This is a genomic window from Franconibacter daqui (genome assembly GCF_014644275.1).
GTDB lineage: Bacteria > Pseudomonadota > Gammaproteobacteria > Enterobacterales > Enterobacteriaceae > Franconibacter > Franconibacter pulveris.
Genome location: NZ_BMKJ01000002.1, coordinates 185,039 through 197,042, shown reverse-complemented (window position 1 = coordinate 197,042; position 12,004 = coordinate 185,039). Strand labels below are relative to the sequence as shown.

The 12,004-nt window shown below is 57.3% G+C and carries 10 protein-coding genes; 5 read left to right on the top strand and 5 right to left on the bottom strand.

The features are described from left to right. Positions 1-36: 36 nt before the first annotated feature. Positions 37-690 (top strand): DedA family general envelope maintenance protein YghB, encoded by a 654-nt coding sequence (gene yghB / locus IEX01_RS10255; RefSeq protein WP_024556878.1) that lies wholly within the window; start codon positions 37-39, stop codon positions 688-690. Positions 691-724: 34 nt separating this feature from the next. Here yghB and IEX01_RS10250 read toward each other — a convergent pair whose 3' ends face one another. Next, on the bottom strand, positions 725-1,639 hold the full coding sequence (locus IEX01_RS10250) for an AraC family transcriptional regulator (RefSeq protein WP_188723796.1): 915 nt from the start codon (positions 1,637-1,639) through the stop codon (positions 725-727). Between the two features lie 194 nt (positions 1,640-1,833). Here IEX01_RS10250 and yqhD point away from each other — a divergent pair, with 194 nt between their 5' ends. Both yqhD and dkgA read left to right on the top strand, forming a co-directional pair. Further along, complete coding sequence (gene yqhD / locus IEX01_RS10245; RefSeq protein WP_024560431.1) at positions 1,834-2,997, top strand: alcohol dehydrogenase; 1,164 nt, start codon at positions 1,834-1,836, stop codon at positions 2,995-2,997. Between the two features lie 104 nt (positions 2,998-3,101). Next, entirely contained in the window at positions 3,102-3,929 is an 828-nt protein-coding gene (gene dkgA, locus IEX01_RS10240; RefSeq protein ID WP_024560432.1) for a 2,5-didehydrogluconate reductase DkgA, read from the top strand. A 53-nt stretch (positions 3,930-3,982) separates the two neighbouring features. On the opposite strand, the gene IEX01_RS10235 is transcribed toward dkgA, so the two are convergent. Then, positions 3,983-4,369 (bottom strand): hypothetical protein, encoded by a 387-nt coding sequence (locus tag IEX01_RS10235; RefSeq protein WP_188723795.1) that lies wholly within the window; start codon positions 4,367-4,369, stop codon positions 3,983-3,985. A 270-nt stretch (positions 4,370-4,639) separates the two neighbouring features. Between IEX01_RS10235 and IEX01_RS10230 the strand changes: the two genes are divergently transcribed. Next, positions 4,640-6,094: a DASS family sodium-coupled anion symporter gene (locus IEX01_RS10230; protein WP_268237263.1), complete on the top strand. Its 1,455-nt coding sequence runs from the start codon at positions 4,640-4,642 to the stop codon at positions 6,092-6,094. A gap of 36 nt (positions 6,095-6,130) precedes the next feature. Here the strand turns inward: IEX01_RS10230 and IEX01_RS10225 are convergent, their stop codons facing one another. Both IEX01_RS10225 and IEX01_RS10220 read right to left on the bottom strand, forming a co-directional pair. Then, positions 6,131-8,299 (bottom strand): YgiQ family radical SAM protein, encoded by a 2,169-nt coding sequence (locus IEX01_RS10225; RefSeq protein ID WP_024560434.1) that lies wholly within the window; start codon positions 8,297-8,299, stop codon positions 6,131-6,133. Positions 8,300-8,415: 116 nt separating this feature from the next. Next, complete coding sequence (locus IEX01_RS10220) at positions 8,416-9,183, bottom strand: siderophore-interacting protein (protein ID WP_188723793.1); 768 nt, start codon at positions 9,181-9,183, stop codon at positions 8,416-8,418. Positions 9,184-9,444: 261 nt separating this feature from the next. On the opposite strand from IEX01_RS10220, the gene IEX01_RS10215 reads away from it, so the two are divergent. Next, on the top strand, positions 9,445-10,008 hold the full coding sequence (locus tag IEX01_RS10215; protein ID WP_188723792.1) for a PadR family transcriptional regulator: 564 nt from the start codon (positions 9,445-9,447) through the stop codon (positions 10,006-10,008). A gap of 74 nt (positions 10,009-10,082) precedes the next feature. Here IEX01_RS10215 and IEX01_RS10210 read toward each other — a convergent pair whose 3' ends face one another. Then, positions 10,083-11,633 (bottom strand): methyl-accepting chemotaxis protein, encoded by a 1,551-nt coding sequence (locus IEX01_RS10210; protein WP_188723791.1) that lies wholly within the window; start codon positions 11,631-11,633, stop codon positions 10,083-10,085. Positions 11,634-12,004: the final 371 nt, after the last annotated feature.

Here is a 12,004-nt window from a genome sequence, read left to right as displayed (position 1 = left end):
CAATAAGACGACACAGGCTGTTCCACAGGATTATTCATGGCTGTTATACAAAATATTATCGCTGCGCTCTGGCAACACGATTTTGCCGCGCTGGCGGACCCGCATATTGTCGGCGTTGTCTGGTTCGTGATGTTTGCGACCTTGTTTCTGGAAAATGGCCTGCTGCCGGCCTCTTTCCTGCCGGGTGACAGCCTGCTGCTGCTGGCGGGCGCGATGATAGCCAAAGGCGTGATGGATTTTGTCCCCACCATGATTATCCTCACCTCCGCCGCCAGCCTCGGCTGCTGGCTAAGCTATGTGCAGGGGCGCTGGCTGGGCAATACGCGGCTGGTGAAAGGGTGGCTTGCGCAGTTGCCGCAAAAATATCATCAGCGGGCCACCTGCATGTTCGACCGCCATGGCCTGCTGGCGCTGTTGATTGGCCGCTTTCTCGCGTTTGTGCGCACGCTGCTGCCCACCATGGCGGGCATCTCCGGCCTTTCTAACCGCCGTTTTCAGCTTTTCAACTGGCTGAGCGCTCTGCTGTGGGTCGGTGTGGTAACGAGCCTCGGCTATGCGCTGAGCATGATCCCTTTCGTGAAGCGCCATGAAGACGAAGTGATGACGTTCCTGATGGTGCTGCCCATCGTGCTGCTGGTCGTCGGCCTGCTCAGCGCCGTGATAGTGGTGCTGAAGAAACGCGCCGCCTGATGTTCCCGCCCCGCCTCACCGCGCGGGGCACTGCTTAACGGGGCGGCAGCTCCAGCCCCGGCGACAGCCGCATCCGTGCAATATCCTCCCCCGGCGTTACGCCGAAGTAGCGCTTAAACTCCCGGCTGAACTGGGAGGCGCTTTCATATCCGACCCGCAGCGCCGCCGCGCTCGCCTTCATGCCGTCGTGCAGCATCAGCATTCGCGCCTTATGAAGCCGGAAGGTTTTGATGTACTGCAACGGCGACGTGCTGGTTACCGCTTTGAAGTTATGATGAAACGCTGACACGCTCATGTTCGCCTCCGCCGCCAGCTGATCGACCGAAAGCGTTTCGGTGTACTGCGATTCAATGCGCCGGAGCACGCGGCTTATCAGGCTAAAGTGCGTCTGGCGGCTTATCAGCGCCAGCAGCGCGCCGCCGCGCGGCCCCATCAGCACGTGGTAGAGGATTTCGCGAATAATCTGTTTGCCGAGAATGCGGGCGTCGAGCGGATGTTCAAGCACATCCAGCAGCCGTTCAGCCGCACAGAGGATTTCGTCAGAAAGGGTGGCGGAATTAATGCCGCTGGACGACGAAGCCGGACGAAAACGCTCATCCTCGCCAATCTCCATCACCAGCTCCTGCAGCTGTAAAAGATCAACGTTAATGCGCAGCCCGGCAAGCGGCGCCTGCGGCGTGGCGAAGGTTTCGCATTCAAAAGGCAGCGGCACCGTCAGCAGCAGGTACTCGTTAGCGTCGTAGCGGAAAACGCGGTTATTGAGATAACCCGTTTTGTGGCCGGAAAAGAGAAATATGACGCCCGGCTGATACATCACCGGCGTGCGCGGATGCGGCTCAGTGCCATAGAGTAAACGCACCTCTGAAGCCAGACCATCCGGAATAGCATCTTTAAATTTCAATAGTTTAATTTTCTCCGCCAGTTGCTGGCAGATTGCCTGACGATTCATTTCGCGCTGCTCCGCTTCTCTTTTTCAGCGCTGACAGTGTGCGTAAAAATCGCCGTTTTCTCCAGAGCCCAGGAGGAACAGGCAAGACAAAGGCAGAAATGAGCATTGAGCGCGCGGCCCGCCGGGGCGGACAATAACCGTCATCAGGCTGCGCCTTGCCGCCACTTCTTTACCTGTTAAGAGGGTATCTGCTAATGAATAATTTTAATCTCCATACGCCCACCCGTATTTTGTTTGGTAAAAACGCCATCGCCGACCTGCCCGCGCAGATCCCGGCAGACAGCCGCGTGCTGATTACCTGGGGCGGCGGCAGTGTGAAAAAGACCGGCGTGCTGGACCAGGTTTACCAGGCGCTGGCGGGCGTTGACGTGCTGGAATTCGGCGGCATCGAGCCGAACCCGACCTATGAAACGCTGATGAAAGCGGTGGACATAGTGCGTAAAGAAAACGTGACGTTTCTGCTGGCGGTCGGCGGTGGCTCCGTGCTGGACGGCACCAAGTTTATCGCGGCGGCGGCCCGCTATCCGGCGGAGCTCGACCCGTGGCATATCCTGCAAACTTATGGCCGCGATATCAACGCCGCTGTGCCGATGGGCTCCGTGCTGACGCTGCCCGCCACCGGCTCCGAATCTAACCAGGGGGCGGTTATCTCCCGTCGCGCCACAGGCGACAAGCAGGCGTTTAAATCGCCTTTTGTGCAGCCGGTCTTCGCGATTCTCGACCCGGTTTACACCTATACCCTGCCGCCGCGCCAGGTGGCGAACGGCGTGGTGGACGCGTTTGTTCACACCATCGAGCAGTACCTGACCTACCCGGTTAATGCGAAGGTGCAGGATCGCTTCGCCGAAGGGCTACTGCTGACCCTGATTGAAGAAGGCCCGAAAGCGCTTAAAGAGCCGGAAAATTATGACGTGCGCGCCAACGTGATGTGGGCGGCGACCATGGCGCTGAACGGCCTGATTGGCGCAGGCGTGCCGCAGGACTGGGCGACCCATATGCTCGGCCATGAGCTGACCGCCATGCATGGCCTCGACCACGCCCAGACGCTCGCAATCGTGCTGCCTGCGCTGCTGAACGAAAAACGCGAGCAGAAGCGCGAGAAGCTGTTGCAGTACGCCGAACGCGTCTGGAACATCCGAGAAGGCGGCGAAGAGGCGCGCATCGACGCCGCCATCGACGCGACGCGTCACTTCTTCGAACAAATGGGCACGCCGACCCGCCTGTCCGCCTGGGACCTTGACGGCAGCACCATTCCGGCGCTGCTTGCCAAGCTTGAAGAGCACGGCATGACGCAGCTTGGCGAGCACAAGGATATTACGCTTGAGGTCAGCCGTCGTATTTACGAAGCGGCGCGTTAAGCTTTTCGCCATCGGCCTTTCGTTTTTGACTATTTCGTCCAGACTTAATCTCACGTGACTTTCGCCGGGGCTTCCCCGGCGTGCTAGCTCAGAAGGAGACATGCATGGCAAATCCGACCGTAATCAAGCTGCATGACGGCACTATCATGCCTCAGCTCGGCCTCGGTGTGTGGAAAGCGGGCAACGAAGAAGTGGTGAACGCAATCCACAAGGCGCTGGAAGTGGGGTATCGCTCCATTGATACCGCAGCGGCCTATAAAAACGAAGAAGGCGTCGGTAAAGCGTTAAAAAGCGCAGGCGTGCCGCGCGAAGAGATCTTCGTTACCACCAAGCTGTGGAATGACGATCAGCAGCGTCCTCACGAGGCCCTGCAGGAGAGCCTGGAAAAACTCCAGCTCGACTATGTGGATCTCTATCTGATGCACTGGCCCGTTCCCGCCATCGATCACTATGTGGAAGCCTGGCAGGGGATGATTGAGCTGCAAAAACAGGGGCTGGCGAAAAGCATCGGCGTCTGTAATTTTCAGGTAAATCACCTGCAGCGCATCATTGACGAGACTGGCGTAACGCCGGTTATCAACCAGATTGAGCTGCACCCGCTGCTGCAACAGCGCCAGCTCCATGCCTGGAACGCTACCCATAAGATCCAGACCGAGTCCTGGAGCCCGCTGGCGCAGGGCGGCCAGGGGGTGTTTGATCAGAAAATTATCCGTGAACTGGCGGATAAATATGGCAAAACCCCGGCGCAGATCGTTATCCGTTGGCATCTCGACAGCGGGCTGGTGGTTATCCCGAAATCGGTCACGCCAGCGCGCATCGTGGAAAACTTTAACGTCTGGGATTTCCGCCTCGATAAAGATGAACTGGGCGAAATTGCGAAGCTGGATAAAGGCACACGGCTGGGGCCGGACCCGGATCAGTTCGGCGGTTAAGCGCAGCAAAAAGCGCTGCCCGTTATGCGCGGGCGGCGCTTTTTATTTTTCTGTTAATTGCTCGCCTGTTGAGGCTGAAGCTTTCGTTCCGTTGGCGCCTCTTGCGCAGGCGCGCTCAGCGTCTGCCTGTCTACAAAGGGCTCCTCTTCGGTCGCCCTTTTCAACGCCTCATCAATTTCCGCCAGCAGCCGCGCCTTTTCCGCCTCGTCGCCGCCCGCCATGTTGTGGGAAAGCGTTCTGATTTGCGAAAGTCCCGCCGCCATTTTCAGGTTAACCAGCTTGAAGCGATGGGCGTACTGCCGGAAGAGTTCGACTTTTCCTTTGCTCTCTTCCAGCTCCCCTTCCAGCTTATCTACCTCCCGCGAGAGCCGGGAGACCATTTTAAAGAGCACCACCACCGCCAGCAGCAGCGGCGCGATTAACCACCATGAAAGGTACATTTATTTCGCCCGGAACCGTTCAACATATCTCTATTTCTATAAGCTGGCGAAATTTTAACCATCGTAAAAAAGGCTTAAACCTGCAAGCAGAGCAATAACAACCGGTTAATCCTTCCCCCCGTTCAATAGCCACTTTCTTAAACCATAAAATAAATGTGCATTTGGAAAGCGATGCGGCGCAAAATAGAAAAAGCTTGATTAAACAATGACTTATTCAAGAAATGAATTTTTAAGCACTTTCCAATAACTTGCATGAATAGGGGTACGATTGTGGCTCACTCATCACCGGCTGGCGTACGCTGGCTGCCGTTAATCATGATTACGCTCTGCGTGGCGGCGCTCTGGCAAATCACGCCGCCGCAAGGGCTTACCGCGCCGGCCTGGCGCTCAGCCATTATTTTTGTCGGCACCATCGCCGCCATTGTCGCTAAAGTGCTGCCGATAGGCGCCGTCGGCATTATCGGCATAACCGTGTTCGCGCTGACCTATGCCGCAGGCGACAGCAAAGCCAGCGACGCCATCGCCACGGCGCTAAGCGACCTGAACAGCTCGCTTATCTGGCTTATCGTAGTGGCGTTTATGATTGCCCGCGGCTTTATCAAAACCGGCCTCGGGCGGCGCATCGCCCTGCAAATGATTCGCCTGCTCGGCAAGCGCACGCTGGGTCTGGCCTATGGCCTCGCCTTCGCCGATCTCATCCTCTCGCCTGCCATGCCAAGCAACACGGCGCGCTGCGGCGGCGTGATTTACCCTATCGCCGACTCGCTGGCGCGCAGCTTCGACTCCCGCCCGGAGGATGAGTCGCGTAAAAAAATCGGCACCTTTCTTATCACCTGCATCGGCAATGTGAACGACGTCACCGCCGCACTGTTTATGACCGGCTACACCGGCAACCTGCTGGCGGTGAAGCTCGCCGCCAATGCGGGCGTGACGATAAGCTGGGGCGGCTGGTTTTTTGCCGCGCTCCTGCCCTGCCTGGCGTCGCTGATTCTGGTGCCGCTGCTGGTTTACTGGATCACCCGCCCGGAAATCAAACATACGCCGGACGCGCCCCGCATCGCCCGGGATGAGCTGGCGCAGATGGGGCCGATGGCCCGCGGCGAATGGCTGATGCTCGCCACCGTCGTCGTGCTGCTGGTGCTCTGGATCTTTGGCGAACAGCTCGGCGTGGACCCGACCACGGCGTCGTTTGTCGGGCTGTCGGTGTTGCTGCTCTCAGGGGTGCTGAGCTGGGAGGATGTGAAAAGCGAGAAAGGCGCGTGGGATACGCTTATCTGGTTCGCCGCGCTGCTGATGATGGCGAACCAGCTGAAAAAGCTCGGCTTCACCAGCTGGTTTGGCAACCTGATTGGCGACAGCATCGGTCACATGATGCACGGCACCAGTTGGGTGCTGGTGTTGCTGTTGCTGAACGCCGCCTATTTCTATACGCACTACTTTTTCGCCAGCGGCAACGCGCAAATCGCCGCGCTGTATGCGGTGTTCCTCGGAGTGGGGCTGAACCTTAACATCCCGCCGGCGCCGATGGCGTTGATGCTCGCCTTCACCAGCAGCCTTTACTGCTCGCTTACCCAGTACACCCACGCCCGCGGCCCGATCCTGTTTGGCGCGGGCTATGTGCCGACCGGCGTCTGGTGGCGCACCGGATTTATCATCAGCCTCGTTAACCAGGCGATTTTCCTGACGCTCGGCCTTGCCTGGTGGAAGCTGCTCGGGCTGTATTAACCCCACAAAAAACCCCGCCGGAGCGGGGTTTTTTTATTACTGCGTTTTATCGCGGCGCGCTTTCTTCACCGCCGGCTTCTGGCGCTGGATAGCCATCGGCGTGTGCTTCGTCAGCGCAGGCCGGGTGTTGCGGTTCTGGCGCTTCGCTTCGCGCATTTCATCAAGCGTAGGCGCGGGCACCAGGCAGTCGCGGCGTGAACCGATTAAGTGCTTCTTGCCCATCGCCTCCAGCGCTTCGCGGATAAGCGGCCAGTTGGCCGGATCGTGATAACGCAGCAGCGCTTTATGCAGACGGCGCTGGCGGTCGCCCCGCGGCACCACCACCTCTTCGCTCTTGTAGCCAATTTTCCCGAGCGGGTTCTTGCCGGTGTAATACATGGTGGTGGAGTTGGCGAGCGGCGAAGGATAGAAGTTCTGCACCTGATCGAGACGGAAACGGCGCTGCTTGAGCCACAGCGCCAGGTTCACCATGTCTTCATCCCGCGTGCCGGGGTGCGCGGAGATAAAATACGGGATCAGGTACTGCTCTTTCCCCGCCTGCTTTGAATAGGTGTCGAACAGCTCTTTGAAGCGATCGTAGCTGCCCATTCCCGGCTTCATCATTTTAGAAAGCGGGCCCTCTTCGGTGTGCTCCGGCGCGATCTTCAGGTAGCCGCCGACGTGGTGGGTCGCCAGCTCCTTCACGTAACGCGGATCTTCCACCGCCAGATCGTAACGCACCCCGGAGGCGATCAGGATCTTCTTAATGCCTTTCAGATCGCGGGCGCGCCGATAGAGGTTGATCGTCGGCGTATGGTCAGTATCCATATGCGGGCAGATATCGGGATAAACGCACGACAGGCGGCGGCAGGTCTGCTCGGCGCGCGGCGATTTGCAGCGCAGCATATACATATTGGCCGTCGGGCCGCCAAGATCGGAGATAACGCCGGTAAAGCCCGGCACCGAGTCGCGAATGGCTTCAATCTCGTTGATTATCGACTCTTCAGAGCGGCTCTGGATAATGCGTCCTTCATGCTCGGTGATAGAGCAGAACGAACAACCGCCGAAGCAGCCGCGCATGATGTTCACAGAAAAGCGGATCATCTCATACGCCGGGATGCGCTTTTTACCGTAGGCCGGATGCGGCACGCGCTGGTAAGGCAGCGCAAAGACGCTGTCCATCTCTTCGGTGGAGAGCGGAATAGCGGGCGGGTTTATCCAGATGTAGCGGTCGCCGTGCTTTTGCATCAGCGCGCGGGCGCAGCCAGGGTTTGTCTCATGGTGCAGAATGCGCGAAGCGTGAGCGTAAAGCACCTTGTCCGCTTTGACTTTTTCGAACGACGGCAGCAGCACGTAAGTTTTCTCCCACGGCTTCGGGCGCGGCGGCTGTACGACTACCGCTTTCGCCTCCTGCTTTTGCACCGCCGGTTTGCCTTTATCCGCACAGGGTAAATCTTCGCCATAAGGATGCGGGATAGGATCGATGCGCCCTGGCGTGTCGAGGCGGGTGGAATCGACGCCTGCCCAGCCCGGCAACGCCTCTTTCAGGATGATGGCGGTGTTACGCACGTCGCGGATTTCGCTCACCGGCTCCCCCGCCGCCAGGCGATGCGCTACTTCCACCAGCGGGCGCTCGCCGTTGCCGAAAATCAGCATATCCGCTTTGGAATCCACCAGCACCGAGCGGCGCACCGTGTCGGACCAGTAATCATAATGCGCGGTGCGGCGCAGGCTCGCCTCGATGCCGCCCAGGATAACCGGCACGTCGCGCCAGGCTTCTTTACAGCGCTGGGTATAAACCAGCGTGGCGCGGTCGGGACGCTTGCCCGCTTCGTTATCCGGGGTATAGGCGTCATCGTGGCGCAGCTTACGGTCAGCGGTGTAGCGGTTGATCATCGAATCCATATTGCCGGCGGTGACGCCGAAAAAGAGGTTCGGCTTGCCAAGACGCATGAACTCTTCTTTGCTGGACCAGTCCGGCTGGGCGATGATGCCCACGCGAAAGCCCTGCGCCTCCAGCATGCGGCCGCAGATAGCCATGCCGAAGCTTGGATGGTCGACGTAGGCGTCGCCCGTCACCAGGATAATGTCGCAGCTGTCCCAGCCAAGTTGATCCATCTCTTCACGCGACATGGGTAAAAACGGCGCCGGACCAAAGCAGGCAGCCCAGTATTGAGGCCAGGAAAAAAGATCGCGGTCGGGTTGGATGAGGCTAAGGGAACTCATAGTGCTTCCGGGAAGTGGTCAAAAATTAGCAAAGGGCGGCGATTATACGTCCGGAAGCGGCAAAAAAAGAAGGGGTATTCACGGGAAAAAGCGTGCGGCTCTTTCCCGCTGCGGCATTACTCGTTTTTGCTGTGCCAGTAGGCCTGCGCGCGCAGCAACCGGGCGTCCACTTTGCCTTCAAGCGGCTCGCAAAGGCGCTTGACCACTTTGCCTTCGCCGGTTATCCAGAGGAAATAATCCTGCGGCGGCAGCTTCAGCGCCGCCAGCCTTTCCGCCACCGCCTGCTCGTTGTGGCCGACAAGCCATTCGATATCAAACTGCGCCAGATGCGCCAGGTAGCCTTTCAGCGCTTCATCGCGGATAGTGACAAGGGCTTTCACCTTCACCGCCTTGTTCAACGCGCTCAGCGTTTCCAGGCGGCGGCGCAGCGCCGGCATGCCGGATTCATCGCAGACATAGAGCTGCCAGCCGTAATCTTCCGGCACCACCAGCGAGCCGCGCGGGCCGCCAATGCAGAGCGTGTCGCCAGGCTTCGCGTTGACCGCCCAGTCGCTGGCCACGCCAGCCTCGTGCACGTAGAAATCGATGGTCAGTTCCTGACGCGCGGCGTTGAAGAGCGGCGTGTAGTCGCGCGACGGCGGGCGCACATCGCCAGACCAGACAATGCCCTCTTCCGTCACCTGAGGCGGAACAAATTCCGTTCCCGGCGTCGGGAAAAAGAGTTTGATATGGTCGTCAAAACCGCGGGAGGTAAACCCCGTCAGCGACTCGCCGCCGAAGACAATACGCTGAAAGCCGCTCACGCGCTCGCTGCTGAGCACGGTTAACTCGCGAAAACGCAGCTCATTGCGCACGCGCTGCGGATAAGTAGTGACCTGAGTCATGTTCAACCTGCCAGTGTGAAAGTGAAGAAATTACGATATATCTAAAATTTTCGTAAATGATAATGGTTGCTATTAAGCATGAATGCAAGTTTTTTTAGATAGCGTTCAGGCGCTGCGGCACAGAATGACAACGCTTCGCTTAAAAAACTTAATAATCAACAAATTGAGCGTTTAATGATTTTTCTTTACCGCTTGCGCTTTGCAAAATCCTTACTATTCGATATATATAGATATATCTAAATATCGCGAGAGCAGACGACCATGCGACACTTTCACCGTTACCACGATCTCCATAGCGACGCGCACGGCATGCGCCGCAACCATCACGGGCATGGCCATCATGAAGAGGGTCACGCGCGCCGCCCACGCTTTTTCGGCCACGGCGAACTGCGCCTGGTGATGCTGGACATTCTGACCCGCGGCGCCAGCCACGGTTATGAGTTAATCAAAGAGATAGAAGCGCTGACCGGCGGCAACTATACGCCCAGCCCGGGCGTTATCTACCCGACGCTCGATTTTCTGCAAGAGCAGCAGTTTATCTCGCTGAGCGAAGAGGAAAGCGGACGCAAGAAGATTGTTATCACCGAAGCGGGCACCGCCTGGCTTGAAGAAAACAGCGACCATCTGGCGCATATCCATGCCCGTGTAAAGGCGCGCATTATCGGCCACGAGCTGCGTAAAAACCCGGAGATGAAGCGAGCGCTGGAGAACCTCAAGGCGGTGCTGGATTTAAAAGTAAACCAGGCGCCCATCGAACCCACGCTGCTGAAAAAGATTGTCGGGATTATCGATAAAGCGGCGCTGGAGATTTCGCAGCTCGATTAACACGCGGGTTTACCCCCCTTTGATGTGTCACGCCGCCGCGCCATTACATCTACGGCGGCGTTTTCGCCTCGCTTTTACGCCTCGCGCAGGCGGAACACTTTCACCAGCGTTTTGAGCTGATTCGCCTGATCGCTGAGCGATGCGGCGGCGGCGACCGACTCCTCCACCAGGCTTGAGTTCTGCTGGGTGGTGGTATCAATCATGCCGATAGCGGTGTTGATTTGCGTAATGCCGTCGGTCTGTTCGCGGCTCGCCTGGGCGATTTCATGCAGGATGTGGTTCATCTCTTCCACGTTCGTCACCATGCCGTTAATCAACCCGCTCGCCTGCTCGACCAGCCCCATCCCTTCACGCGTCTGGTTGGTGGAGTTTTCAATCAGCGTACGAATTTCACTCGCCGAAGCCGCGCTTTTCTGCGCCAGCTGGCGCACTTCGCCTGCGACAACCGCAAACCCACGGCCATGTTCTCCGGCGCGCGCCGCCTCTACCGCCGCGTTCAGCGCCAGGATATTCGTCTGAAAAGCAATGGCGTCGATCAGGTTGATAATTTCCGACATCCGGTTAGACGTTTCGTTAATCAGGCGCATCTTGTCGGTAACCTGACGCATCATCTGGCCATTATTTTTCACCGTGTTAGCAGCCTCGGTCGAGAGCTGCGTGGCGACGCTGGTGTTGTCGTAGGTGTTTTTAATGGTCGAGGTCATCTGCTCCATGGACGCGGCGGTCTCTTCCACCGAGCTTGCCTGCTCTTCGGTGCGCGCCGCCAGGTCCTGGTTGCCGGCGACAATCTGCGAAGCGGCAGACGAAATGGTTTCCGCGCCGTTCTGCACCTCCTCAACGATCGCCTGCAGCCGCATTTTCATCTCCATCAGCGCGGTCAGCAGCAGGCCGGTTTCATCACGGCGTCCGGTTTCCACGTTACGGGTTAAATCCCCCTCGGCAATGGCTTCGGCAAAGCTTACCGCCTGGCCGAGCGGGGCGGTGATGGCGCGAATGATAAGCGCTGCGATAGCCGTGCCGATCACGACGGAGATCAGCGCCAGGACAATCAGCATGGTGCGGTTATTGCCATAGCTCTTCGCGACATGCTTGCCCGCATCAGCCATGTTCTGGTTCTGAATGGCGATCAGCGCCTGCACTTTCTCTTTGTAGCTTATTTGCAGGTTCAGCGTGGTGGACATCATCTCCGCCAGCGCCGCGTCGCGGTTATTGTTCTGTACGGCGGTCAGGATGCGCATGCGGGAATCGATATATTGCTGGCGAATCTCGCGAATTTGCGCCAGCGCGCGTTGCGAGGCTTCATCCGGCAGGCTCTTTTGCAGGTCGGCGAGCAGTGCGGTAATGCGGGCGCTCAGAGCGTTAAGCTGCTTTTCCGAATCCTGCGCCCAACGGCGGTTTTCATCGAGCAGCATAAGTTGTTGGGTGCTGACAAAACTCTGGAAGGTTTCTATTAGCTGGTTGGCTTTTACCGTGGCGGGATAATCCTTATTAACGATGCCCTGAATATTATTATTCGCCTGACTGAGGCTCAGCAGTGAAAGAGAGGCGCTCACAATCAGCAAGATAATAAAGAAAGCGAAGGCTAGTATTAATTTCGTGCTTATTTTTACATCGCGGAAAGACATATTTTCTCCGTAAAGCGGGTTAATTAAGCTGACGGAACGGGAATGCCGCATAAGACATGCAGTCAGAGAGGCGGCAGTTCACCGAACAAGGGGAGCGACAGAAGGTTTATCGGTAACATTGCCTCTGACTTTACCTTTTTGATCGTTTTTTTCTTATTTATCGCTTCGCTTTGATAGCTGCAAACTATTAATTTTTGATTATTGATCGACCGCTTTCTCTATTTATCTTATCAATGAAGGGTTATTTAAGTATTAATTAGCCAGACTTAAAACCAGTGCATTTATTATTGCTTATGTTTCGTCGCGCTTATTTTTTCAGCGCCACTTTTTTATTAATACATTATTAACAAAGTAAAAATAATAAGTTCACA